This window comes from Saccharopolyspora cebuensis, assembly GCF_039542665.1.
GTDB lineage: Bacteria > Actinomycetota > Actinomycetes > Mycobacteriales > Pseudonocardiaceae > Saccharopolyspora > Saccharopolyspora cebuensis.
In genome coordinates, this window is sequence record NZ_BAABII010000017.1 from 65504 (window position 1) to 89521 (window position 24018).

At 72.5% G+C, this 24018-nt stretch carries 23 protein-coding genes; 7 read left to right on the forward strand and 16 right to left on the reverse strand.

Annotation, left to right across the window (positions count from 1 at the left end):
- Nucleotides 1–18: 18 nt before the first annotated feature.
- From ABD976_RS24030 to ABD976_RS24050, 5 genes are all read right to left on the reverse strand, one after another.
- Nucleotides 19–1011, reverse strand: a complete 993-nt coding sequence (locus ABD976_RS24030; protein WP_345367021.1) for an alpha-ketoacid dehydrogenase subunit beta — start codon at nt 1009–1011, stop codon at nt 19–21.
- A 136-nt stretch (nt 1012–1147) separates the two neighbouring features.
- Nucleotides 1148–2254: a pyruvate dehydrogenase (acetyl-transferring) E1 component subunit alpha gene (gene pdhA / locus ABD976_RS24035; protein ID WP_345367023.1), complete on the reverse strand. Its 1107-nt coding sequence runs from the start codon at nt 2252–2254 to the stop codon at nt 1148–1150.
- 23 nt (nt 2255–2277) lie between these two features.
- The gene (lpdA, locus tag ABD976_RS24040; protein WP_345367025.1) at nt 2278–3738 is read right to left on the reverse strand and encodes a dihydrolipoyl dehydrogenase; all 1461 of its coding nucleotides are present in this window, start codon (nt 3736–3738) and stop codon (nt 2278–2280) included.
- Nucleotides 3739–4073: 335 nt separating this feature from the next.
- Nucleotides 4074–5279 carry a PucR family transcriptional regulator gene (locus tag ABD976_RS24045; RefSeq protein WP_345367027.1) on the reverse strand — a complete coding sequence of 402 codons (1206 nt, stop codon included), beginning with the start codon at nt 5277–5279 and terminating at the stop codon, nt 4074–4076.
- A gap of 56 nt (nt 5280–5335) precedes the next feature.
- Entirely contained in the window at nt 5336–6184 is an 849-nt protein-coding gene (locus tag ABD976_RS24050; protein WP_345367029.1) for an acyl-CoA thioesterase, read from the reverse strand.
- 233 nt (nt 6185–6417) lie between these two features.
- Here ABD976_RS24050 and ABD976_RS24055 point away from each other — a divergent pair, with 233 nt between their 5' ends.
- Nucleotides 6418–6564, forward strand: coding sequence for a hypothetical protein (locus tag ABD976_RS24055; protein WP_345367031.1), 147 nt, complete (start codon nt 6418–6420; stop codon nt 6562–6564).
- Between the two features lie 25 nt (nt 6565–6589).
- Here the strand turns inward: ABD976_RS24055 and ligD are convergent, their stop codons facing one another.
- Nucleotides 6590–7579: a non-homologous end-joining DNA ligase gene (ligD, locus tag ABD976_RS24060; RefSeq protein ID WP_345367033.1), complete on the reverse strand. Its 990-nt coding sequence runs from the start codon at nt 7577–7579 to the stop codon at nt 6590–6592.
- A gap of 212 nt (nt 7580–7791) precedes the next feature.
- Here ligD and ABD976_RS24065 point away from each other — a divergent pair, with 212 nt between their 5' ends.
- The 4 genes from ABD976_RS24065 (at nt 7792) to ABD976_RS24080 (ending at nt 10596) form a co-directional block, all read left to right on the forward strand.
- Nucleotides 7792–8532: a DsbA family protein gene (locus ABD976_RS24065; protein WP_345367035.1), complete on the forward strand. Its 741-nt coding sequence runs from the start codon at nt 7792–7794 to the stop codon at nt 8530–8532.
- Nucleotides 8529–9125, forward strand: coding sequence for a vitamin K epoxide reductase family protein (locus ABD976_RS24070; RefSeq protein ID WP_345367037.1), 597 nt, complete (start codon nt 8529–8531; stop codon nt 9123–9125). The genes ABD976_RS24065 and ABD976_RS24070 overlap by 4 nt, the downstream gene beginning before the upstream one ends.
- 227 nt (nt 9126–9352) lie before the next feature.
- Entirely contained in the window at nt 9353–9790 is a 438-nt protein-coding gene (locus ABD976_RS24075) for an ATP-binding protein (RefSeq protein WP_345367039.1), read from the forward strand.
- The gene (locus tag ABD976_RS24080; protein WP_345367041.1) at nt 9787–10596 is read left to right on the forward strand and encodes an RNA polymerase sigma factor SigF; all 810 of its coding nucleotides are present in this window, start codon (nt 9787–9789) and stop codon (nt 10594–10596) included. Before ABD976_RS24075 ends, ABD976_RS24080 begins: the two co-directional genes overlap by 4 nt.
- 109 nt (nt 10597–10705) lie before the next feature.
- On the opposite strand, the gene ABD976_RS24085 is transcribed toward ABD976_RS24080, so the two are convergent.
- Nucleotides 10706–11542 (reverse strand): M23 family metallopeptidase, encoded by an 837-nt coding sequence (locus ABD976_RS24085; protein WP_345367043.1) that lies wholly within the window; start codon nt 11540–11542, stop codon nt 10706–10708.
- 792 nt (nt 11543–12334) lie between these two features.
- On the opposite strand from ABD976_RS24085, the gene ABD976_RS24090 reads away from it, so the two are divergent.
- On the forward strand, nt 12335–13243 hold the full coding sequence (locus ABD976_RS24090) for a sulfite exporter TauE/SafE family protein (protein ID WP_345367045.1): 909 nt from the start codon (nt 12335–12337) through the stop codon (nt 13241–13243).
- Between the two features lie 465 nt (nt 13244–13708).
- Here ABD976_RS24090 and ABD976_RS24095 read toward each other — a convergent pair whose 3' ends face one another.
- Nucleotides 13709–14878, reverse strand: a complete 1170-nt coding sequence (locus ABD976_RS24095; protein ID WP_345367047.1) for an NAD-dependent epimerase/dehydratase family protein — start codon at nt 14876–14878, stop codon at nt 13709–13711.
- Nucleotides 14879–15086: 208 nt separating this feature from the next.
- Between ABD976_RS24095 and ABD976_RS24100 the strand changes: the two genes are divergently transcribed.
- Nucleotides 15087–15557: a GtrA family protein gene (locus ABD976_RS24100; protein WP_345367049.1), complete on the forward strand. Its 471-nt coding sequence runs from the start codon at nt 15087–15089 to the stop codon at nt 15555–15557.
- On the opposite strand, the gene ABD976_RS24105 is transcribed toward ABD976_RS24100, so the two are convergent.
- The 8 genes from ABD976_RS24105 to ABD976_RS24140 form a co-directional block, all read right to left on the reverse strand.
- The gene (locus tag ABD976_RS24105) at nt 15526–17790 is read right to left on the reverse strand and encodes a glycosyltransferase family 2 protein (RefSeq protein ID WP_345367051.1); all 2265 of its coding nucleotides are present in this window, start codon (nt 17788–17790) and stop codon (nt 15526–15528) included. The genes ABD976_RS24100 and ABD976_RS24105 overlap by 32 nt on opposite strands.
- The gene (locus ABD976_RS24110; RefSeq protein ID WP_345367053.1) at nt 17787–18734 is read right to left on the reverse strand and encodes an NAD-dependent epimerase/dehydratase family protein; all 948 of its coding nucleotides are present in this window, start codon (nt 18732–18734) and stop codon (nt 17787–17789) included. The genes ABD976_RS24105 and ABD976_RS24110 overlap by 4 nt, the downstream gene beginning before the upstream one ends.
- A 91-nt stretch (nt 18735–18825) precedes the next feature.
- The gene (locus ABD976_RS24115) at nt 18826–19263 is read right to left on the reverse strand and encodes an SRPBCC family protein (RefSeq protein ID WP_345367055.1); all 438 of its coding nucleotides are present in this window, start codon (nt 19261–19263) and stop codon (nt 18826–18828) included.
- Between the two features lie 10 nt (nt 19264–19273).
- A complete protein-coding gene (locus ABD976_RS24120; RefSeq protein ID WP_345367057.1) occupies nt 19274–20107 on the reverse strand; it encodes a phosphoenolpyruvate hydrolase family protein in 834 nt (277 codons plus the stop codon).
- Nucleotides 20104–21306, reverse strand: coding sequence for a Tm-1-like ATP-binding domain-containing protein (locus ABD976_RS24125; protein WP_345367059.1), 1203 nt, complete (start codon nt 21304–21306; stop codon nt 20104–20106). The genes ABD976_RS24120 and ABD976_RS24125 overlap by 4 nt, the downstream gene beginning before the upstream one ends.
- A 79-nt stretch (nt 21307–21385) precedes the next feature.
- Nucleotides 21386–21817, reverse strand: a complete 432-nt coding sequence (locus tag ABD976_RS24130) for a lasso peptide biosynthesis B2 protein (protein WP_345367061.1) — start codon at nt 21815–21817, stop codon at nt 21386–21388.
- Complete coding sequence (locus ABD976_RS24135) at nt 21814–22071, reverse strand: lasso peptide biosynthesis PqqD family chaperone (RefSeq protein WP_345367063.1); 258 nt, start codon at nt 22069–22071, stop codon at nt 21814–21816. The genes ABD976_RS24130 and ABD976_RS24135 overlap by 4 nt, the downstream gene beginning before the upstream one ends.
- Nucleotides 22068–23921, reverse strand: coding sequence for an asparagine synthase-related protein (locus tag ABD976_RS24140; RefSeq protein ID WP_345367065.1), 1854 nt, complete (start codon nt 23919–23921; stop codon nt 22068–22070). Before ABD976_RS24140 ends, ABD976_RS24135 begins: the two co-directional genes overlap by 4 nt.
- Between the last annotated feature and the right edge of the window lie 97 nt (nt 23922–24018).

Genomic DNA, 24018 nt, shown 5'->3' on the forward strand with positions numbered 1-24018 from the left:
CCTCGGAAGAGACGGGCCTCAGCGGCGGCGGCCGACGGCCTCCAGCGTCTGGTGGACCGCGGCGGTCAGGGACTCGGCGGACGGCAGCGCCGCCTTCTCCAGCGGCTTGGCGTACGGCAGCGGCACCTCGGCCGCGGCGACCCGGCGCACCGGGGCGTCCAGGTAGTCGAACGCACCGTCGGAGATCGACGCCGCGATCTCGGCCCCGATGCCGTAGGTCAGCCAGTCGTCCTCGGCCACCACGGCGCATCCGGTCTTGCGCACGGACTCCACGATGGTCTCCCGGTCCAGCGGGCGCAGGCTGCGCAGGTCGATGACCTCCGCGTCGACGCCCTCGTCGGCCAGCTTGTCGGCGACCTGCTGGGCGACCATCGCCATCCGGGAGTAGCCGATGATGGTGATGTCGGCACCCGGCCGGGTCACCTTGGCCTTGCCGATCTCGACCGGCTCGGTGACGTCGGGCACCTCGCCCTTGGTGTTGTAGAGCGAGAGGTTCTCCAGGAACAGCACGGGGTCGTCGTCCTGGATGGAGGCCTTGAGCAGCGCCTTCGCGTCGGCCGGGGTGCTCGGCGCGACGACCTTGAGGCCCGGCACGAAGGCGTAGTACAGCTCGATGTTCTGCGAGTGGGTGGCGCCGAGCTGCTGCCCGCCGCCGCCCGGGGTGCGCAGCACCATCGGCACGCTGGTCTGACCGCCGAACATGCCGTAGATCTTGGCCGCGTGGTTGACGATCTGGTCCAGCGCGATCAGCGAGAAGTTGATCGTCATGAGCTCCACGACGGGGCGGAGCCCGAGCATCGCGGCACCGATCGCGGCGCCGACGAAGCCCTCCTCGGCGATCGGGGTGTCGCGCACCCGCTTCTCGCCGAACTCGTCGAGCAGCCCGGCGGTGATCTTGTAGGAACCTTCGAAGATCCCGATTTCCTCGCCGATGAGGAAGATGTCCTCATCGCGCAGCATTTCCTCGCGAAGCGTGTCGTGCAGCGCTTGGCGGTAGGTGATGACGGCCAAGGGTGATTCTCCTGGGTGAGGACCGCGGCTCGTGGCCTCGTGGCGTCTCGGCGACGAGCCGCGGTCCGCTGTGGCGGGGCGTCGGTTCCGCCCGGTGGCGCGGGCGGCCTGCGCGGTGGTGGTGGGAGCGGTCCGGTCAGAAGACCGGGTCGGCCGGCAGCCGACGCGAGTCGTTGGCCACCGGCGTGGCGTAGGTGTAGTCGAACAGCGTCGACGGGTCCGGGTGCGGGCTGTCGTCGGCGAAGGAGACCGCGGCGTCGGCGTCGGCCTGCGCCGCGGACTCGATCTCCGCCGCGGCGTCCTCGTCGAGCACACCGGCCTCGATGAGCTGGGCCCGGAAGGCCGCCACCGGGTCGGACTCGCGCGCCTTCGTGATGGACTCGTCGCTGCGGTACTTGCCCGGGTCGACCACGGAGTGCCCCTTGAGCCGCTCGCTGACCAGCTCCAGCAGCGCCGGGCCCCCGCCGGAGCGGGCCTGCTCGACCAGCCTGGCGGCGGCGTCGCGGACGGCCAGCACGTCGTTGCCGTCCACCCGCTCGCCGTGCATCCGGTAGGCGGCGGCGCGCTTGTGCAGCTCGGGCTCGGCGGAGGACATCTCCACCGTGGTGCCCATGCCGAGCTGGTTGTTGACCACCACGAACACCACCGGCAGGTTCCACAGCGCGGCGATGTTCAGCGACTCGTGGAAGGCGCCGATGTTGGTCGTGCCGTCGCCCATCTGGCACATCACGACCTCGTCGCCGCCGCGGTAGTCGATGGCCAGCGCGGCGCCGGTGGCCAGCGGGATCTGCCCGCCGACGATGCCGTAGCCGCCGAGCAGCCCGGCCTCCACGTCGAACATGTGCATGGAGCCGCCCCAGCCCCGGGAGGTGCCGGTGGTGCGGCCGTAGAGCTCGGCCATCACGCGGCCCGGCTCGATGCCCTTGGCCAGGGCGTAGCCGTGCTCGCGGTAGTTGGTGAACAGCACGTCGGTCTTGCGCAGGGCGCGCATCAGGCCGACGACGGTGGCCTCCTCACCCAGGTTCAGGTGGCAGTAGCCGCCGATCTTGGCCTGGGTGTAGCCCTGCGCCGCGCGCTCCTCGAAGCGGCGGATCAGGGTCATCTCGCGGAAGTAGTCCCGGAGGAGTTCCTGCGGCTCACCGGCGAGCGGTCCGCTCTGCGAGCCGTGCGCCGAGCTCGCGGCGCGCCGCGACTTGGTGCTGCGGGAGGACGTCTTGCCGCGGGTGGCGGTCTGCTGCGCCATCGGGATGTCCTTTCGACGTCAGGTCAGCGCTTCTTGGGCGGTGCTACGTGGATCGGCAGTCCCAGCGCGACCATCGCCGCCTCCATGCCGATCTCCCCGAGCGTGGGGTGCGCGTGGATGGTCTCGGCGAGCTCGTCGAGCGTCGCCTCCAGAGCCATCGCCAGCGAACCCTCGGTGATCAGGTCGCTGGCCGACGGGCCGATGATGTGCACGCCGAGGACCTCGCCGTACTTCGCGCCCGCGACGACCTTCATGAAGCCCTCGGTGTCGCCGTAGGACTTGGCCCGGCCCAGGGCCGCGAACGGCATCTTGCCGACGACCACCTCGTGCCCGGCCTCCTTCGCCTGCGCCTCGGTGAGGCCGACGCTGGCGATCTCGGGGTGGGTGAAGGTGGCGGCGGGGATGACGCCGTAGTCGATCCGGGCGTGGTGCCCGGCGATCGTCTCGGCGGCGACCACGCCCTGGTGCGAGGCGACGTGCGCGAGCAGCGCCTTGCCGGTGACGTCGCCGATCGCGTAGACGTGCTCGACGTCGGTGCGCAGCGCCTCGTCCACGCCGATGAAGCCGCGCTGGTCGGTGCTCACCCCGGCGCGCTCCAGGTCGAGCTGCGCGGTGTTGGGCTTGCGCCCCACGCCGAACAGGACCACGTCGGCGTCCACCTGCTGCGGCTTGGCGCCGTCCACGGCGACCCGCAGCGCACCGTCGGCCTGCTCGATCCCGGAGACGGTGGCACCGGTGAGGACCTTGATGCCGCTCTTGCCGAACGAGCGGCCCAGCGCCTTGCCGATCTCGGCGTCCTCGGCGGGCACCAGGGTGTCGAGCATCTCGACGATGGTGACCTCGCTGCCGAGGGTGTTGAACAGGCTGGCCCACTCGGCGCCGACCGCGCTGCCGCCGATGACGGTGAGCCGCTTCGGCACCTCCTGGAGGCCGAACGCCCCGTCGGAGGTGATCACGCCGGGCAGGTCCGCGCCGGGCAGCGGGAGCTGCACGGGGACCGAACCGGTGGCGATGATGACGTCGCGCGCCGAGACCTGCTCGATCGGCTCCGCGCCGGTCGGCTCGGCCGCGTAGCGGGGGCCGCCCGCGCCGAGCGGGGACTCGCCGGTGGCGTAGACGTCGAGGGTGGTCGGTCCGGTGAACCGGGCGTGACCGTTGATCACGGTGACGCCGTTGGCCTTGAGCAGCCCGGCCACCCCGTCGGTGAGGCCCTTGACGACGTCGTCCTTGCGGCGGCTGATCGCGTCGTAGTCGACGCTGACGTCCCCGACGTTGATGCCGAAGTCGGCGGCGTGCAGCACGGTCTCGTAGACCTCGGCCGAGCGCAGCATCGCCTTGGTGGGGATGCAGCCCCAGTTGAGGCAGACACCGCCCGCCTTCTCCTTCTCCACCACGCCGACCGACAGGCCGCGCTGCGCGGCCCGGATGGCCGCGACGTACCCGCCGGGGCCACCACCCACTACGAGAAGGTCGAACTCCTGCACTTCGATGTGCTCCTTCGTGCCGTACGCGCCCGTTGCCCATCGCCCGGATGGACGGGCGAATCTCACTCAGAGTGTCGTGAGCACGACCACTTTCGCGCTATGCCCGCTCGCCCAGACTTCACCGGGTGCGACTGTGCAGAACGCACATCAGTCGCTCGAACGAACACCAGCGGTAGTCATATCATCACCGACGGTGCCGAGACCCGTGCCACACGCCGGGGCGACCCGGGCGGAAATGTCCGGATGTGCGGTGCATTCCGGCCGGCGCCGGACCACCGGGCGGACCAATCGGGCATTCGGGACGGTGCGCAGGTTGCACAGCGCGAGCTCCCCGATCAACCCCGCAAGCCGTCCCGCAGCCGCAGCGCCGACAGGGCCAGCGACAGCGACACGTAGGCGCTGCGCCCCCACAGGGGTTGCCCGATCAGGGAGGTGATCCGGTGCAGCCGGTTCAGCACCGTGTTGCGGTGGCAGTGCAGCCGGACCGCCGCGTTGGCCGTCGAGCAGTTCTCCTCCAGCCACGCCGTCAGCGTGTCCAGCAGCATGTCCCGCTCCCGCACCGGCAGCGCCAGCACCGGGCCGAGGCGGGATTCCAGCAGCCGCTGCGCCAGGTCCGGGGACTGCACCAGCAGCGCCTCCGGGTAGCGCTCCTCCAACGTCACCAGCTCGGCGACCCCGTGCGAGGAGGTGCCCAGGGCGGTGAGCGCGAGCTGGTGGGCCAGCCCGGCCTCGGCCAGGCCGCGGACCACCGGCGAGGCCGCCACCCGGGCGCGCGCCAGCGGGCGCAGCGCGTCCAGCACCAGGTTCTTGTCGTGCTGCTCCAGCGCGACCAGGCCGACCAGGGTGTCGGCCCGCACCTGCCACACCGACCGGACGTGCAGCGCGTGCAGGGCGTCCTGGTGACCGCGCAGCGCGAACGCCCCGTCGGGCTGCATCTCGGCCACCACCGCCAGGTAGTCGCCGCCCGGCGGCAGGTCCAGCTCCTTGGCCGTGCGCTGGGCGAAGGCGATGTCCCGCGCGCGTCCGGCGAGCAGGTCCTCGACCAGCGCGTGCCTGCGCTGGTCGTCGCGGCGCACCTGCTCCAGCTCGGTGTTGCGGTACGAGGTCGACAGCGTGGAGGACAGCCCGTCGATGACGGTCCACATCGAGGTCGCCACGCCCAGCATCGAGTCCGGGTCCGCGTGCTCCTGGTGGGCCTGGTCGACGAGCTCCTCCCAGATGATCCGCCCGCCGAGCCGGAAGGTCCGCAGCATCACCTCCAGCGGCACGCCCTGCTCGGCGCGCCGCCTGCCGATCGCCGCGGCGACGTCGTCGCCGTCCGGGCCGCCGACCGCACCGCTGAGGATCTGCAGGATGCGCTCCAGGTAGCGGCGGCAGCCGTCCCACAGGTCCTCCCGGGGCACCGGGCTGTAGTCGGTCCACTCCGGGTTGTCGGTGAAGATCGCCGCCATCAGCCGCTCGGTGAGCGCCGGGAGGTCCTCCAGGCGCGCGCGGGCGAGCGCGTGGGTGACGGCGGCGGAATCGGCAGGATCGGCTACCACGCTCCTCGACGATACCGGCGGCCCCGGCCGGCCCGGCCGAACCAGCCCGCGCGGGATCAGCGGGAGAGCGAGAGCAGGCCCTCCTGCGCGACGGTGGCGACCTGGCGCCCGGCGCGGTCGAACACCGCACCCCGGCCCAGCACCCGGCCGCCGCCCGCCACCGGGCAGTCCTGGTCGTAGAGCAGCCACTCGTCGGCGCGGAGGTCGTCGTGGAACCACATCGCGTGGTCCAGGCTGGCCAACCGCACGTCGGTGGCGTGCCGGTCCACGCCGTGCAGCAGGAAGACGGGCTCCAGCAGCGTCATGTCCGAGGCGTAGGCCAGCGCACAGGCGTGCAGCAGCGGGTCGTCCGGCAGCTTCTCCGGCGCCCGCATCCACACCAGGTGGCGGGAGGCCTCGGTGGCCCGCACCGGCGGCGGGTACGGCGGGTCGTCCACGTGCCGCAGCTCGATCGCCCTCGGCCGCCGCCACCACTCGGGCACCGGGACGTCCGATGCGGCGAACCGCTCGTGCAGCGGCAGCAGGTCCTCCGGCGACGTGGCGGGCGGGCAGTGCGCCTGGTGCCGGAGGCCCTCGCGGGCGCGCTGGAAGGACACGGTCGCGGAGAACACCTCGGCGCCGTCCTGCCGCGCGATCACCCGACGCGCCGAGGTCGCCCCGCCGTCGCGGATCCGCTCCACCGAGTACTCCACCAGGTCGGTGGGCACGGCGGCCCGGACGAACAGGCCGTGCATCGAGTGCACCGGCCGCCCCTCCGGCACGGTCCGCCCGGCCGCCGCGATGGACTGGGCCAGCAGCAGCCCGCCGAACAACCGCTGGGCGGGCAGCGGCTGGGTGCGGCCCAGGAACCGGTCGCCGCCGGGCTCGGCGAGGTCGAGCAGGTCCTGCAGACGGGGAACATCCATGCGAGGAACCAACTACCCGGGCCGAGGCGGCGGCAAGGCACCGTGAGGGGGGACACAGCCCGCGGCCGGGGTCCCGAGATCGACAGAACCCTGTGTTACGAGGGAGTTTCAGGTCACACCCGGATTAGCCGATCGGGTCGTAACGTTGTCGCCCTGGGTAGCGACAAGCGGTTGGCGGTGTCGCTACCGCCACATTTCCCCCATCCCTGCGAGAGGAAGCAGAGGCCCCGCCCATGCAGAACAACAGCCGCACGATCGTGTCGGTTGTGGGATCGATGATGATGGTCCTCGCCACCGTCGTCTTCGCCGCGTGGGGACCTCCGCAGGAACATCCGACGCCGGCCGCCAGCGTCAGCACCATCGAGCACGTGCAGCGCTGACCCGCGCTCCCGCGCGGCGGCCGGGCTACCCCTCCCGGACGACCTGACCGGCGCTCTTGTCGGTGCGCAGGCCGGAGAACCGGGGGTGGCGGAGCTTGCCCTCGGCGGTCCACTCGGTGAACCCGACCTCGGCGACCAGCTCGGGCGCGACCCAGTGCGCCCGTTCCCCGACCTCGTCGGCGAACGGCGACCGGTCCCGCCCGAGCCGGTCCAGCCGCTCCTTGAGGTCGCGCAGGGTCCGCTCGTCGTAGCCGGTGCCGACCTTGCCCGCGTAGCGCAGCCGGGAACCCTCGTAGTAGCCGACCAGCAGCGCGCCGAAGCCCTGCCGGGCGCCCTGCGGATCGGTGTAGCCGCCGACGACGAACTCCTGCCCGGCGACGCACTTGAACTTCAACCAGTCCCGGGACCGGCCGCTGCGGTACGGCTGGTCCGCGCGCTTGGCGATGAGCCCCTCCCAGCCGCGCTCGCAGGCCTGCCGGAAGAAGTCCTCCCCGTCGCCGCCGCGGTGCGCCGAGAAGCGCAGCGGATCGGTGAACCCGAAGCACTCCCGCAGCAGCCGCTTGCGGTCCCGCAGCGGCAACCGGGTCAGGTCCACGCCGCCGAACGCGAGCAGGTCGAAGACGTAGTAGTACACCGCGACGCCGGTCCGCCGGGCCTCCTCCGGGCGGGTCAGGTGGATGCGCCGCTGCAACCGCTCGAAGCTCGTCCGGCCGCCCTCGAAGGCCACCACCTCGCCGTCGACGACGAATCGCTCCGGTCCCTCGCCGAGCGCGTCGGCCACCTCGGGGTAGGCGGCGTCGGCCCGCTTGCCGTTGCGCGACCACAGCCGCGGCGCGCCCCCGTCGCGCCCGGCGATCAGCCGCACCCCGTCCAGCTTGCGCTCGAACAGCCAGCGCTCGTCGGAGAACGGCCGGTCGGTCAGCACGGCCAGCTCCGGGGTGTGCCAGGTGCCGCCGCCCCAGGCCCGCAGCAGCTCGTCCTGGCCCTCCTGGAGGAGGCGGAACGGATCGCTCATCGCCGCTCACCCGGGTCGCATCGGGGGTCGCATCGGGTAGCGGCTACCCCGCCGGGCGTCGCGGCCAAACCGGCGGGAGCTGAGACGTTCCTGTGAACGCGCTGAGAGGGACGACCCGGACGAATACACGTTCGTGTGAGTGCGCGAGACTGGATCAGAACTGCCACGCAGAGCGAGACGTTCCTCGCCGTTCGCCGAAGGTGAAGCAGCCGATGCCGAAGAGCTCCAACCCGCTGACCCAGAAGAGCGGGATGTCCACCAACATCATCCTCACCGTCGTGGTCGTCGTCGTGGCGGTGCTCGTGATCGGCGGGGTGCTGCTGTTCAGCGGCGGCGGCCCGGGCGGCGGGGGCGGCGACGACCGGGTCTCCGCCGACGTGCTGCGCAAGCCGGAGAGCAACACGCTCAGCGAGGCCCCCGGGGACAAGGTCACCGTGGTGGAGTTCCTGGACTACCAGTGCCCGGCCTGCCAGCAGTACTACACCGCGCTGACCAAGCAGGTGGAGGCCGATTACCAGGGCCGCATCGACTTCGTCGTCCGCAACTTCCCGCTGGACATGCACCCGCTGGCGCGACCCGCCGCGCAGGCCGCCGAGGCCGCCGCGTTGCAGGGCAAGTTCAAGGAGATGTACCACGCCCTGTACGACAACTGGCAGAGCTGGGCGATGACGCCCGACGGCAGCGGCTACGCCAGCGACGTGCCCGCGGCGCGCGCCAAGTTCGAGGAGTTCGCCCGCCAGATCGGCCTGGACATGGCCCGGTTCGCGCAGGACTACGACTCCCAGGCGGTCAAGGACCGCATCGAGCAGGACATCGAGGACGGCGAGGCCGCCGGCGTCTCCGGCACCCCGACGATCTTCGTCAACGGGCAGAAGTGGGAGCCGACCTCGCAGACCTACCAGGAGCTGTCCCAGGAGTTCCGGACCAAGCTGGACCAGGAGCTCGCGCGGTGACCACGGCGCAGCACCCGACCCCCGTTCGCGGGCTGGCCTGGCTGCACATCGTCGGCGGCCTGATCGGCCTGGCCTCCGCCCTCGCGCTGACCATCGAGAAGCTGGCCGGCCTCGCCGACCCGACGTACGTGCCCACGTGCAGCCTGAACCCGATCATCTCGTGCGGTTCGGTGATGGACAGCCCGCAGGCCGCGGTGCTGGGCTTCCCGAACCCGCTGATCGGCATCGCGGCGTTCCCGGTGGTGGTCACGGTCGGCGTCGCGCTGCTGGCCGGGTACCGCCCGCCGCGCTGGTTCTGGCTGGGGCTGCTGGCCGGGACCGCGCTCGGCGCCGCGTTCGTCCACTGGCTGATCTGGCAGAGCCTCTACGAGATCGGCGCGCTGTGCCCGTACTGCATGGTCGTGTGGGCCGTGGTCATCCCGATGTTCTGGTACACGCTGCTGCACGTGCTGCGCGACGGCCACCTCGGCGGCGGCCGCTCGCTCGGCGCCGCGCTCGGCCGCTTCCACAGCGTCGTGCTGGTGCTGTGGTACCTCCTCGTCGTGGTTCTGATCCTGATCCGTTTCTGGGACTATTGGAGCTCGCTGTTCTAGGGGCGTGCGGTCGTTCGCGCGAACGACCGCGGGCCGAGGAGCTGAGCGACTAGCGGGACGCCCCGCCGGGCGATCGACCCGGCGGGGCGTTCCGCGTTCCGGGCCGACGACCCGTTGGGGCGGTGGCGGTGGCGCCGTCCGTTTGTTCGGTGCGGGGCTCGGGTATGAGCTGATTGTGAGCAACGTGTGCGCCACCGACGCACAGACCGAGACGAGGTGGCCCGGGGATGAGCGTGGAGCGCGAGGTCGCGCAGGTCGAGACGGACGAACCCGCAGCGGACGCGGTGGAGGTCCGCGTGCTCGCGGACCCGCGACAACTGGCGGTGATGCGGGCCGTCATCGGTGACCTGGCGATGCGCGCGGATTTCGACGTGGACGCGATCGCCGACCTGCGGCTGGCGGTGGACGAGGCGTGCTCGTCCCTCGTGCGGCTCGCCGCACCGGAGGCGACGCTGCGCTGCCGGTTCCGCTCGCTGACCGACACGCTGTCGATCAGCGCGGAGGTGACCAGCGACGATGCTTTCGGACCGCGCAAGGACACCTTCAGCTGGCGGGTGCTGAGCGCCCTGGCCGACAGTGTGTCAACCTCGGTCGAGCCGGACCCCGCCAGCGGCGGCAACCTGGTCCGGATCGACCTGATCAAGGGACGGACGGCCCACGTGTGAAGCGAGCGGTTCCCGGATCTGCTCACTCGTCGAGAAACGAACGCTACGACGAACTGGCTCCGCTGTTCGTCGAGTACGCCGAGCTGAGCGCAGACGACTCCCGTCGCGGCGAGCTGCGGGAGAAGCTGGTCACCGAGCACCTGCCGGTGGCCGAGCACATCGCGCGCCGGTTCAGCCACCGGGGTGAATCGCAGGAGGACCTCACCCAGGTCGCCACCCTCGGGCTGATCAACGCGGTGGACCGGTTCGACCCCGGACGCGGCGTCGACTTCCTGTCCTACGCGGTACCGACCATCATGGGCGAGGTCCGCAGGCACTTCCGCGACACCGGCTGGGCGGTGCGGATGCCGCGGCGGCTCCAGGAGCTGCACCTGTCGGTCTCCTCGGCCATCGCGCGGCTGTCCCAGGAGCTGGGCCGGGCGCCCACGCCCAGCGAGCTGGCCCGGCACCTCGGCATCAGCACCGACGACGTCTACCGGGGGCTGGAGGCGGGCAACGCCTACCGCAGCGCCTCGCTGGACGAACTGCTCACCGACACCGACGAGATCCCGCTCGGCGACGCCATCGGCGAGGACGACAGCGAACTGGCCGAGGTGGAGAACCGGGAGATGGTCCGCCCGCTGCTCGACGAGCTGCCGGAGCGCGAGCGCCGCATCCTGGTGATGCGGTTCTTCCGGGGCATGACCCAGACCCAGATCGCCGAGCAGGTCGGCATCTCGCAGATGCACGTCTCCCGGCTGCTCGCGCGCACCTTGAGCTGGCTGCGCGACCGGCTGGACCAGGACGCCGCCGCGAAGGCCGACTGACCGCGGACCGCCGCCCCTTCGACATGAGTGAGGGGCACCTGCATCCGACATGGCCGGATGAAGGTGCCCCTCACTCGGAATCGCCTGAGCGCGGCCGGGGCCGCGGGGCTCAGGACTGGACGTCGATGCCGCGCTCCTGGAGCCACGGCAGCGGGTTGATCTTGCTGCCGCCGGTGATGATCTCGAAGTGCAGGTGCGGGCCGGTGGACTGGCCGCGGTTGCCCATCGTGGCGATCTGCTCACCGGCGTCGACGCGGTCGCCGACGCTGGCGTCGATGGTGTTGATGTGGCCGTAGACGCTGATCGTGCCGTCGTCGTGCTGGACCCGGATCCACTGGCCGAAGCCGCTGGCCGGTCCGGCGTTGATGACCTCGCCCGCGGCGACCGAGCGGATCGGGGTGCCGATGTCGTTGGCGATGTCGATGCCGTTGTGGCTGCTGCCCCAGCGGGCGCCGAAGCCCGAGGTGAACGTGCCCTCGGCCGGCTTGACGAAGCCGGCCGCCTTGCGGGCCTCCTCCTCGGCCTTCTCCCGGGCCGCCTGCGCCTCGGCAGCGGCCCGGGCCTTCGCCTCCTCGGCGGCCTTCCGGGCGGCTTCCTCGGCTTGGCGCTTGGCCTCGGCGGCGCGCTGCTGCTCCAGCTCGCGGGCCTTCTCGATCTTGCCGAGCTCGCCCTCCTCGGTGATCGGGCTGCGCGCCTGCAGCAGCTCGACCGACGCGGGGCGGTTCTCGGCGCCGTTGACCGCGAGGCTCAGGTCGGTCTCGCCGACCAGCGGCTGCACCGGGCGGTGCTCGCCCTCGGCCGCGGTGGCCGTGAACGGCACCCCGACCGCGGCGAAGGCACCGGTGGCCACGACGGCGGCCACCACCTTGTTGCGGACCGGGAGCTTGCGGGACTTCGGGAGATCGGCGTTCGGGGACTGCTCGTTCTCCTGGCGATGATCGCTCATCGTGACCTTCCGTCTCGGGGGAGATCCGGCCGCGCCCGCCTGGGGGGTCGAGCGGGTGCCCTCCATCGGGGGTTGAGGGCTTCGTGACCGAACCGTGACGTACGAGCCGGGACCGTAGCGGAGGGTGACGACGAGCCGCAAGCAATGCTCCATTCAGGGAGCTTGTCCGGACCGAGTTTCAGCGACTAGCTACTCCGAGTGAACACCCAAGATGACCATCCGGTAACGCGCCCCCGGCCCGCGCCACGCGGCGGAGCCGATCGATCGACTTTTCCCCACCGGAAAGCCGAAATCGATCAGGGGACGGACCGTTTTCGCTGGTCAGCGCACGCAAGAGTCGAACGCGGAGATCATCCCGGCAGGCCCGTGCGAGGCTCGGCGCGCCCGCGCGGCGGGCGCCGCGGACGATCTCCACCGGGAGCCGCGGGAACGCCGCTCGGGCACCGCGAAGATCGCCGCCGAGGCCGTCGGTGGCCTTGACCACACCCCGTGCGGAAGGGTCCCGGCGGGCCTCCCGGACTGTGGGAGCCGACCCCACTCGTCCGCGTGATCTGTTTGACTGTCCGGCATGGCGCATGGAGATCAGTGGCGGCTGCTGGCGGAACGCCTCCACGTGGACCTGCTGCGCGTGATCTCCGCGGGGTGTCGGCGCGAGCGGTAGGCCCGCCACCACGCCCCGCTCCCTTCCCCGGCCGCACCGGCGACGCGGCCGCGTCCGATCCGGCCCCCGCACCACCGCGCACCCGCGGTGGCCCCGCGCGCGGGCGTCCGCACGCACCCATCGGAGGCATCGTGCACGGGTTCATCCTCTTCGCCCTCGGCGGCTTCATCGCCCAGCTCGTCGACGGGTCGCTCGGCATGGCCTACGGGGTCACCTCGACGACGATCCTGCTCACCGCCGGACTGGCCCCCGCCCTGGCCTCGGCCTCGGTGCACCTGGCCGAGATCGGCACCTCGGTGGCCTCCGGGGTGTCGCACTGGCGGTTCGGCAACGTCGACTGGAAGGTCGTGCTCACCCTCGGCGTGCCCGGCGCGGTCGGCGCGTTCCTCGGGGCCACCGCGCTGAGCAACGTGTCGACCGCGGCGGCGGAACCGTGGATGGCCTTCGTGCTCTTCGCGCTCGGCCTCTACGTCCTGCTGAAGTTCGCGCTGCGGCCGCTGCGGCGCCGCACGCTCACCGGGGTGAGCCCCAAGCTCACCGCGCCGCTGGGGCTGGTCGCCGGGTTCGTCGACGCCACCGGAGGCGGCGGCTGGGGGCCGGTGGCGACGCCGACGCTGCTGAGCACCGGCAAGATCGAACCCCGCAAGGTCATCGGTTCGGTGGACACCAGCGAGTTCCTCATCGCGGTGGCGGCCAGCATCGGCTTCCTGACCTCGCTGAGCGGCCGGCAGCTGTCCTGGACGACGGTGGGGGCGCTGCTGCTCGGCGGCGTCGTCGCGGCGCCGCTGGCGGCCTACCTGGTGCGGATCGTGCCGATGCGGCTCATCGGCGTCGGGGCGGGCGGTCTCATCGTGCTGACGAACGCGCGCACCCTGGTCGAGGCGATCGGCCTGCCGGGCACCGCGGGCGTGGCGGTCTACGTCGCGATCGTCCTGGCCTGGGCGGCCGCCCTGGCCCACACGACCCGCACGGTGCTCCGCGAGCGCCGCGAGCTCGACACCGCCGACCAGCCCGAACCCGCCCGCTCGGCAACCGACTGAACCACCCGGAAGTGGGCTGAGTGAGGGGCACCCTGTACCACGTGACGTGGTACAGGGTGCCCCTCACCTCGAAAAGATCACCTAGTGGTGCGGGGTGGCGCGGGGGGAGCAGCGGTTCACCCGGGTGGAGCAGGCCGGGGCGGGTCTCCGGGCCCGGTGAACGGCGTTCAACACCCACGTGCCGTATCGCCGACCTCACCCACAGGAGTTACCGTTCAGTAGACCGTGTGGAAGCCCCCCGACACACGGTAGGTGCCCCGGGTCTGGCGCAGAGTCCATGCCCGGGGCACCGCTCCCCGTACCGCGACTTTTCACGCAGCCGCAACGCTCAGGCTCAGTCTGCCTTCCCGTCTTGGCATATTCCACCCCGGGCGCGGCACAGTTCGGGCACGGGCCCGCATCACGGGTGTCAATGGCGTGCGCCCGGCGGCGCGGCCCGGGGCGAGCCGCGCCACCGGGACCCGATCAGGAGTCGGTGCGCAGCGGGCTCGACGCCGTGCGCCAGTTGACCGTCGGGCGCATCGCGCCGAGGTCCACCCGGTCCTTGTGCGCCTCGGCGACGCCGAACAGCGACTCGATGAGGGTGTTGGACAGCAGGTGCGGCTCCAGGCCGAGCTCGACCAGGCCGGTGTGCTTGACGTTGTAGTAGTGCTCGTGCTGCTCCACGCGCGGGTTGTCGACGTGCTCGACCTCGACCTGCCCGTCGAAGCTGTTGGCCACGACCTTGGCGATCTCGCCCACGGAGAAGCTCTCGGTGATCTGGTTGAACACCCGGAACTCGCCCTGCGCGGCGGGGTTCTCGGACGCCAGCCGGATGCACTCCACGGTGTCCCGGATGTCGATCGCGCCGCGGGTCTGCCCGCCGGAGCCGTAGACGGTCAGCGGGTGGCCCAGCACGGCCTGGATGACGAACCGGTTCAGCACGGTGCCGAAGATGGCGTCGTAGTCGAAACGGGTCGCCAGCCGCGGGTCGCGGACGGTCTGCGGGGTCTCCTGGCCGTACACCACGCCCTGGTTGAGGTCGGTGGCGCGCAGCCCCCAGATCCGGCAGGCGAACTCGATGTTGTGGCTGTCGTGGACCTTGCTCAGGTGGTAGAAGGACCCCGGCTTCTTCGGGTACAGCATCCGGTCGCTGCGCCCGTTGTGGGTGACCTCCAGCCAGCCTTCCTCGATGTCGATGTTCGGAGTGCCGTACTCGCCCATCGTGCCCAGCTTGACCAGGTGGATCTCGGGGTCCACCTCCTGGATCGCGAACAGCACGTTGAGGTTGCCCACGACGTTGTTCTGCTGGGTGTACACCGCGTGCTTGCGGTCGATCATCGAGTACGGGGCGGCCCGCTGCTCGGCGAAGTGGACGATGGTGTCCGGGCGGAAGTCCCGGATCATCTCGGTGGTGAAGTCACCGTCGACCAGGTCGCCGTAGTAGGACTTGATCGTCTTGCCGGACACCTCGCGCCACGCGTCCACGCGGACCTGCATGGGCTCGATCGGCACCAGGCTCTGGACGCCCATCTCGTGGTCGTAGCCGCGGCGGGCGTAGTTGTCGGCGACGGCGACGTCGTGGCCGCAGTCGGACAGGTGCAGAGCGGTCGGCCAACCGAGGTAGCCGTCCCCCCCGAGGACGAGGATTCGCACGCCTATTTCTCCTCTACGTCATGCGGCACCGCAGTTGGCACGGTGAGCCGGGCGGGTCAAGTCGCCTCCGACGAGCTTCACCCGATGGGTACAACAACGCGGTGATGTTCTCATCCTTGTGGCGGACTGCGAAGCAGTGGCCACCTCCATCGCGACCGGCGATGGGCTGGGTAGGGTCAGCCGGGCAGCAGCAACCGCGGAGGGGTCAATGGTGCAGCACGCCGACGAAGGGACCCAGCCGACGCGCGGGCGGTACTGGCGGCTGGCCCGCCGGTTCGCGGCGGCGTCGGTGGTCGCCACCGCGGTCAGCCAGGTCGTCTTCGTGGCGGCCTACGCGCTCGGCGCCGCGCCGGCGGCGGCCACCGCGCTGGCCTGGCTGGCGGGCGCGGTGCCGAACTTCGCGCTCAACCGGCGCACCTGGGGCGGCGGTGGCCGGGACGCGCTGCGCGGCGAGCTGCTGCGCTACGGCCTGATCTCGGTGGGCACCGCCGTGCTGGCCGCGCTGGCCACCAGCGGCGCCGAGCACCTCGCCCGCTCCGCCTTCGCCGACCAGGAGGCCGCCCAGGTCGTCGTGGTCTGGGCGGCCTTCGTCGGCACCTACGCGGTGATGTTCGTGGTGAAGTTCTTCCTGATCGACCGGCTGGTGTTCACCGCTCGGCGGCCACCGCGGCCTCGCTGACCGGCTCCGGCGCCCGCCGCGACGCGGTGGCCCGGCGTTCCCGCAGCCAAGTGCCGAACACGACCTTCGAGTAGTTGTAGCCGTAGCGCAGCGCGCCGCCCTTCTTGGACTTGCCCGCCGCGCGCACCAGCATCCGCATCGGCTGCTCCAGCACCCGGTAACCGCGGCTGAGCACGCCGACCAGCAGCTCCGAGGACTGGTACTGCGGCTGCTCCAGGGTGACCGACACCGGCACCTCGGCCTTCATCCCGCGGAAGCCGAACGAGGTGTCGGTGATCCGCTGCCGGGTCAGCGCGCTGACCGCCCAGGCGAACACGTGGGTGCCGATCCGCCGGACCAGCGCCGGGCGCTCGTTGCTGCCCAGGCGGCGCGAACCGGTGACGAAGTCCGCCCGGTCGTCGATCAGCGGTTGCAGCAGCTTCGGCAGCTCGGTGATGTCGTACTGGCCGTCGGCGTCGGTGGTGATCACGTACCGGGCGCCGCGCTCGGCCGCCAGGTGGTAGCCCAGCCGCAGCGCCGCGCCCTGCCCGCGGTTGGCGGGGGCGACGCAGGTCTGCACGCCGCGGCCCACCGCCACCTCGGCGGTGCCGTCGGTGGCCCCGTCCACCACGACCAGGGTGTCCACGTCGAGGCCGCAGCTGCTCGACGGCATCCCGTCCAGCACGCCGCCGAGCGCCTCCTGCTCGTTGTAGGCGGCGATGAGCACCACGACCGGGGCGAACCGGTGGTCGCCGTAGCGGGTGGCGTAGTCGTCCAGCGCGGCCCGGTCCACCGGGTCCGGGTAGGCCGTCATCTCGGTCTCCTTCGGGGATGCGTGCGGCGCGGGCGGCCTGCGCCCGCCCAGGACGGCGGTGATGGCCAGCGCTCCCGCCAGCGGCAGCAGCACCAGGCTGGGCAGTTGGTACCGCCAGGAGAACTCCATCGCGGCGGCGGTGCCGAGCACGGTGGTGGCGAGCCCGGCGGGCAGCAGCACGACCGAGCGGAGGCCGGAGCGCCGCGCCCGGCCGGCACCGGCCACCGCGAGCACCGCGACCAGCAGCGCCACGCCGAGGACGGTGCCCGAGGTGTAGCCGCCGCCCAGCTGGTAGGCGCGCAGGAAGCCGGCCAGCTCCGGGTCGACGGAGATCTCGCCGTCGTCGTGGCGCTCCACCCACTCGGCCACGTACCACTCGTCGGCGTACATCGGGTAGAAGGTCTGGAACTGCCACCGGTGCAGCGGGACGTCCCCGGGGCTCTGGGTGCGGGTCGGCGCGAAGCCCTTGAGGAAGTCCTCGACGACCCCGCCGATCACGTCCAGCGGCTGGTTGAGCAGCACCTTGGCGGCCAGCGAGCCCTGCGCGGAGACGAAGTCCATGCCTTCCGGCAGCAGGTTCTCCACGTTGTGCTGCTGGTGCCAGAAGTGGATGTAGTGGTCGATGCCCTTCTGCTGGCGTTCCGCGACCGGCTCGTCCGGGCAGACCAGCTCCTCCTCCGGGGTGAGGTCGAGCTGCTCGCACTCGGCCACCACGGCGGTGCGGCCGTAGACGACGCTGCCGGTGGAGCCGCCCAGCGCGGGCACCCCGGTCCACAGCATGTGGTACCCCGCGTACCCGCCGAGCACGGCGGCGAACGCCCCGACCAGCGCCGCGGTCGAGGCCCACCGGCGGCGCCACCCGTCGCGGGGGCGCAGCCCGGCGGCCAGCAGCACGAAGACCGCGGCGGGCACCACCAGGGTCACCCCGACGATGCGCACGATGACCGAGGCGGCCAGCACCAGCCCGGCCAGCGCGGCGAGCTTGGGCCCGGGCGTCCCCCACCAGGTCAGCAGGTAGATCGTGCCGAGCAGCAGCAGCTGGAACAGCAGGTCGGACATGATCAGGTGCTCGATCTGCACCTGGTAGGCGTCCAGCAGCACCGGCGCGGCGGCCAGCGCGGCCAGCCAGGGCCGCACCGAGAAGCGGCGCAGCAGCGCGTAGATCGCCACGCCGAGACCGAGCCCGAGCAGGTGCTGCACGGCGGCCACCAGCGTCAGGTTGCCCACCGCCAGCAGCGGCCACAGGAACAGCTCGTAGCCGATCGGGTTGATCCCGCCCGGGAAGAACACCCCGAGGTCGTCGAGGTACCGGAACGAGTCGATGTAGAGCAGCGCCGGGCGGTAGGCGAGCTGCGCGACCACCCGCAGCGCCGTCCCGGCCACCAGCAGGAGCGCGAGCAGCCAGTGCGCGCGGAGGAAGCGCCCGAGCGCGGCCGTCATGAGGCGGCGGAGGCGCGGAAGTCCGCCCACACCGTGCGCAGCCCGGCGGTGAGCTCCACCGCGGGGGTGTAGCCGAGTTCCCGCTGCGCCTTGGTGACGTCGACGATCACGGCGGGCATCTCGCCGTTCTTGGCGGGCACGTGGGTGCTGGGCACCGGCTCGCCGGTCGCGGTGCGCACCGCCTCGATCAGCTCCAGCACCGAGATGGAGTCGCCCGAGCCGATCACCGCGGTGCCGGTGTACTCCTTGTCCCAGGCCGCGAGGATGCCCTGCACCACGTCGTCGATGTGCACGAAGTCGCGGCGCTGGCCGCCGTCGCCGTAGACCTCGACGCCGGTGCCCGCGAGCGCCGCGCGCATCAGCCGCGGCACGAAGCTGTCCTTGTGCCCCATGCCGGGACCGTAGATGTTGGTGAAGCGCAGCGCAGCGGCCTTGAGCCCGTAGGCCCCGGCGTAGCCGGACAGCAGCATCTCGCAGGCCGCCTTGGTGGCGCCGTAGGGCGTGAGCGGGGTCAGCGGCAGCGCTTCGGAGATGGTGCCGTGCCCGACGTCGCCGACGACCGCGTTGGTGGAGGCCAGCACGAACTGGTCCACGCCGCGGAGCCGGGCGAGCTCCAGCAGGCCGTGGGTGACCGCGACGTTGGTGGCGAAGGTGTCGTCGGGCTGGTCCACCGAGCGCAGCACCGAGGTGATCGCGGCGAGGTGGACGATCCCGGCCGCGCCTTCCTCGACGGCGGCGTCGCGCACCGCCGGATCGCGCAGATCACCGGCGAGGTAGTGCACCAGGTCGCCGCGCAGCGACTCCGGGGGCTCCTGGAGGTCGACGATGGTGACCGGGGTACCGCGTTCGACGAAGGCCTGCACGACCGCACGGCCGACGAAACCGGAACCTCCGGTGACGACGACCCGATCGGCGGGGGCGGGATCGGGGCTCACGCTTGACACGGGCCAGACTCTAACCGGCGCGCATCACCCGGTGGTGGACGGCCGCGTCGAACCGGTTACGGCGCGTCGCCCTACTCGGTGACGTGGCGCTCTACTCGGTGATGTGGCGCTGGAGTCCCGCGAGCCCGGCGGCGAAGACGCCGGTGGCGAAGGTGCGGTCGAGCTCGGCCTCGTCGGCGGCGTCCGCGTCGTAGTCGGCGCACCACTCCACGAAGCTGCGCCCGCCCGCCGTGTCCTCGGCGACGCGGAGCGTGGCGCGGTAGCGGCGCACCGGGAACGGGCTGGTCACGAACTCGTAGCTGGTGCTGCGGGCGGTGTCGTCGAGGGCGACCAGCCGCTCCCGCACCTCACCTCCCGCGCCGAGCGCGAGCCGTCGCACCGCGCCGATCCGGTCGGCGGGACCACCGCCTTCGATCTCGCTGCGCTCGATCGCCGGGTGCCAGCGGGGCAGCCCGTCGAAGTCGCGCACCAGTTCCCACACCTGCTCGACCGGCGCGTCGACGACCGCGCTCGCGTACGACCTGGCCACGGATTCCTCCTCAACGGGTGATGTTGGTGAACGCCCGGGTGCGCTCGGTGATCGCCTGCTCCACCGGCAACCGCTCCATGCTGCTCGCGCCGAAGAAGCCGTGGCAGCGCTCGGTGCGGGCGAGCACGTGCGCGGCGTCGGCCGGTTCGGCGATCGGCCCGCCGTGGCAGAGCACCAGCACGTCGTCGCGGACCTCGGCCGCCGCCCGCGCCCACTCGTCGATCGAGCGCACGCAGTCGTCCAGCGAGGGCGCGGTCCCGGCGCCGATGCTGCCGCCGGTGGTCAGGCCCAGGTGGCAGACCACCACGTCGGCGCCCGCCTCGGCCATCGCGCGGGCGTCGTCGGCCGAGAAGACGTACGGGGTGGTGAGCAGGTCGGCCTCGCGGGCGGCGGCGATCAGCTCGACCTCCAGGTCGTAGCTCATCCCGGTCTCCTCCAGGTTGGCCCGGAACACCCCGTCGATGAGCCCCACGGTGGGGAAGTTCTGCACCCCGGCGAAGCCCAGGTCGCGCAGTTCGCGCAGGAAGCGGTCGCGCAGCAGGAACGGGTCGGTGCCGTTGACCCCGGCCAGCACCGGGGTGCGCGGGACGACCGGCAGCACCTCGCGGGCCATCTCCAGCACGATCTCGTTGGCGTTGCCGTAGGCCAGCAGCCCGGCCAGCGAGCCGCGCCCGGCCATCCGGTAGCGGCCCGAGTTGTAGAGCACGACGAGGTCGATGCCCCCGGCCGCCTCGCACTTGGCGGAGAGCCCGGTGCCCGCGCCGCCGCCGATGACCGGCTCGCCGCGCGCGACCTTCTCGTGCAGCCGCCGGAGGATCTCCGCGCGGTCGGGTCGTGCCGTCACATCGCCTCCGCAGGGGTCGTGACCTCGTGGAACGCCGCGATCACGGCATCGGCGAACCCGGGGTCGTTGAGGTGGTGCGGCACCCGGCGCACGATCCGGCCCGGCCCGGTGCGCACCTGCCGTTCCAGCTCGTCGAACAGGACCGCATCGGCGGCCGGGTCGTGGAACGCCTCCCCCGGCGCGTCGAGCGCCGAGACCCCGCCCTCCGGCAGCAGCAGGCGCACCGGTCCGGGGTGGGCGTTGAGCTTGCGGGCGAGGAACTCCGCGATCGCGCGGCACTCCTCCGGCGTGGTGCGCATCAGCGTGACCTGCGCGTTGTGCTCGTGCAGCAGGCGGTCGCGGTAGTGCGCGGGCACGGTGTCGAGCGGACCGAAGTTGACCATGTCGAGGGCGCCGCAGGAGGCCACGAACGGCACTCCGGTGCGGGCGGCGGCGTCGAACCGCTGCTCCCCCGCGCTCATCACGCCCCCGGCGACGAGGTCGGCGACCTCGGTGGTGGTGAGGTCCAGCGCGGCCCGCACCATCCCGGTGCCGACCACGTTGTCCAGCGCCCGCCCGCCGACCCCGGTCGCGTGGAAGACCAGCGGGTCGTGCTCGGCGCGCAGCCGCTCGGCCACGGCCGACACGCACGGCGTGGTGACGCCGAACATCGACAGCGCGACGGCGGGCCGGTCCTCGCCCGCGGGCACCGGGTGCGCCAGCGCCCCGAGCAGCGCGTGCGCGGCGTTGCCGAGCACGGTGCGGGAGATCCGGTTCAGCCCGGCCACGTCGGTGACCGACGGGAACATCGCGATGTCGCTGGCGTCCACGTAGGCCGACACGTCGCCGGAGGCCACGGTGGACACCACCGCCTTCGGCACGCCGATCGGCAGGTCGCGCAGCGCCGGGGTGATCAGGGCGGTGCCGCCGGAACCGCCGAGCCCGAGGACGCCGTCGGGCGCCCGGCCGGGCAGGAAGCGGCGCAGCGCGGTGCTCATCGCGGCGACCGCCGACCCGCGCTGCCCGGTGAACACCGCCCCGGGGCCGTCCGGGTGGTGCGCGGCGACCTCGGCGGCCGGGACGTCGGCCCCGGAATCGGCGGCACCGCTGGTGCTCACGTCGACGGTGACGACCTCGTGCCGCGCCGCCAGCAAGCCGGCGACGTAGCGCAGCTCGGCGCCCTTGGTGTCGAACGTGCCGACGACGTAGGCCTTCGCCACCACGACCTCCTCGCCTCCGGTGCCACCGGGACCCTACTGTCGATCACGGTTCGGCGGCAGTCCGAAGATCGGGGGATCGTCACGCGCGGCGGTCGGCGGGCGGGACGCTCCACACGACCCGGAAGTGCGGCATCGTGTGCGGGTTCTCCCCGATCGGCTCGCCGTCGACGGCCACCCAGGCGTGGGCCTCGAACGGCTGCATCCGGACCCCGGTGCACCACTCCGGCCAGGTCCCGGTCAACCGGCAGGTCAGCGCGGTGGCGATCGCCCGCTCCAGGCACCACTCGCCGCCGCAGCGCACGCTCACCGCCAGCACCGCGTCCAGGGCGCGCCGCGCCTCCGCGCCGGTGGCCGGGCGCGCGCCCCGCCGAGCGGCTTCGAGCACCCGGCGCAGCCTGGCGGGTTTCAACCGGCCCAGGAACCGAGCGCCGAGCACCGCGACCAGGGCCACCGGACGCCACCACCAGCGCACCGGACCCGCCGGTTCCCAGCCCGTCACCCGCACGCTCATGGCAGCACCAGCCCGCTCCGCCGCAGCTCGTCGAGCAGTGCCGCGACGTCCCGCGCGGCGATGTCCCCGTCCAGCGACGGGTTCGCGGCGCGCAGCGCGGTGGCCGCGTCCGCGGCCGTGCCGTCCCGGGCGAGGGACCGCACGACGACGGCGCCGTTGCCGTTGGTGATCCAGTACCCGCCGGTCTCCCCGTCGAGCAGGACCACGCCGTGCTCGGTCTCGGTGAGGATCACCTGCGGCGCGAACTCGATCACCGCTCTCCCCCCGCGGCCGGTGCCGGGGCCGGTCCCGCGCCGGTGCCCAGCCGACCGGCGACCTCGTCCGAGCGGAGCCACAGCTCGCACGCCAGCGTGGGTTGCAGGGGCAGGATCGGCAGCAGCGTGGCGTGCAGCCCGAACACGGTCGAGCGCAGCCGCTCCGGATCGATGAAGCCGAGCCGGGCGAGGCGGGAGTCGTCCCACAGCGCGCGCAGCGCCGCCCGGTGCCGGTCGAAGCTCTGGTACAGGTCCTGGTTCCCGACGCCCTTGTACGCCCGGTTCAGCAGCTCGTCCGGTACCGCGCCCGCCAGGGCGGCGGCCAGCACCGGCTTGTTGCGGCCGTCCCGGACGCGGTCCCGCAGCCGGATCGACATCGCCGCCTCGACCACCTGGTCGTCGAGGTAGGGCGCCTCGAACGAGACGCCGAAGGGCTCCGCGATCCGCGAGCACTGCCGCACGGTCATCCCGTTGGACTGGACCTGCCGCAGCATCTCGTGCTGCAACGGCATCGGGCTGAACGGTTCCGGATCGCTCGCGGCGGCTTCGGCGAAGAACCGCCGCACGATCGCGACCGCCTCCGGCGTCGCCCACACCGGCATCCTGGCCGGGTGGTCCCAGCCCACCCCGGCGGCGCCGACCGGGTCCGTCACGGTCTCACCGCAGCGGCGCAGCCACTCGGCGAACGGGATCGGCGGGCGCAGCGCCCGGAGCGTCCCCGCCACGGTCATCCGGCGGTTCGCGCGGGTCCGCCGCAGGTACGGCAGGGAGCGGATCGGGTGCCTGCGGACGAACGCGTTGCAGAAGGTCAGCTCGGTGCGGAACAGCTCGTCCGAACCGTGCCCCCCGACGTGCGCGTGCGCCCCGGCCTCGGCCGCGGACTCGGCGAGCCGCTCGACCAGGTGCCTGCTCAGGTGGACGTACGGGGCTTCGAGGCTGGGGCCGTGCGGATCGGGTTCGCTCACCTCGCCGTAGAAGCCCGACCACGAACCGGCGCGCAGCAGGCGGTGGCCGTCGGCCGCCAGCCGCGGCCGGCACCACTCGGCCCAGGCGTGGTCGGCGTTGGCGGGATCGACGGATTCGTGGTGCACGGTCGAGAACCGCAGCCCGGCCCGACCGGCCAGGAAGCACAGGCTGGTCGAATCCATCCCGCCGGACAGGTCGAAGCTGGTGAGGGCGGTCCCGTCCCGCCCGCCGCAGGTCCGCACCGCGTCCTCCAGCGCGGCGCGCAGCACCTCGCGTCCCGCGGGCAGCGCGACCTCGGGTTCCGGCGGGCGCCACCACCGGACGTCCCGCACCTCGCCGTCCGGGCGCATCCGCAGGTAGTGGCCGCCGGCCACGGCCCGCACGCCGCACCACGGGCCGAGGTCGCTCAGCGGCCACGGCGGGCCGTACGGGGCGAGCAGGTGCAGCGCGAGCACGCGCTCGTCCAGCCGGGACCCGGCCAGCGCCGCGATCCGCTCCGGCCGGTCGGCCGCCACCGGGACGCCGTCGGCGGTGGTGTGGAAGATCCGCCGGTTCGCGGCGATGTTGCCCTGGACCCGCACGTCGCCGTCGAGGGCGAGGAGGGCGTGGAAGCAGCCCGGCACGCCGGAGAGCACCCGGTCCAGGTCCTCGACGCCGGATAACCGGGCCAGGCGCGCCCGCAGCTCGTCGGCGCCGACGTCGCTGCGCCCGAGGAGCACCAGCCGCTTCGGCCCCGCCACCACGTCCACGACGGCTCCGGCGTCCCACCGGCCGACCACCCAGGGCCGGCCCGAGGCGTGGTGCAGCACCTGCGCACCGTCCCACTCCAGCCGCCGGACCAGCGGTTCCGCCGAGGGACTGTCCGGGAACACGGTGAATTCCACGACGCTCCTGCTCGCTCCGGCACCGACGGCCTGGACCGGTGTCCGACCCGCGCACGCCGTTCGAACGCCGGAACCGACCAGGCCGTGGTGCTTCATC

Coding starts and splice junctions, on each gene's coding strand:
- ABD976_RS24075 (WP_345367039.1), top strand. CDS start 9,353: ATGAGCGTGGAGCGCGAGGTCGCGCAGGTCGAGACGGACGAACCCGCA.
- pdhA (WP_345367023.1), bottom strand. CDS start 2,254: ATGGCGCAGCAGACCGCCACCCGCGGCAAGACGTCCTCCCGCAGCACC.
- ligD (WP_345367033.1), bottom strand. CDS start 7,579: ATGAGCGATCCGTTCCGCCTCCTCCAGGAGGGCCAGGACGAGCTGCTG.
- ABD976_RS24105 (WP_345367051.1), bottom strand. CDS start 17,790: ATGACGGCCGCGCTCGGGCGCTTCCTCCGCGCGCACTGGCTGCTCGCG.
- ABD976_RS24050 (WP_345367029.1), bottom strand. CDS start 6,184: ATGGATGTTCCCCGTCTGCAGGACCTGCTCGACCTCGCCGAGCCCGGC.
- ABD976_RS24130 (WP_345367061.1), bottom strand. CDS start 21,817: ATGAGCGTGCGGGTGACGGGCTGGGAACCGGCGGGTCCGGTGCGCTGG.
- ABD976_RS24065 (WP_345367035.1), top strand. CDS start 7,792: ATGCCGAAGAGCTCCAACCCGCTGACCCAGAAGAGCGGGATGTCCACC.
- ABD976_RS24085 (WP_345367043.1), bottom strand. CDS start 11,542: ATGAGCGATCATCGCCAGGAGAACGAGCAGTCCCCGAACGCCGATCTC.
- ABD976_RS24055 (WP_345367031.1), top strand. CDS start 6,418: ATGCAGAACAACAGCCGCACGATCGTGTCGGTTGTGGGATCGATGATG.
- ABD976_RS24100 (WP_345367049.1), top strand. CDS start 15,087: ATGGTGCAGCACGCCGACGAAGGGACCCAGCCGACGCGCGGGCGGTAC.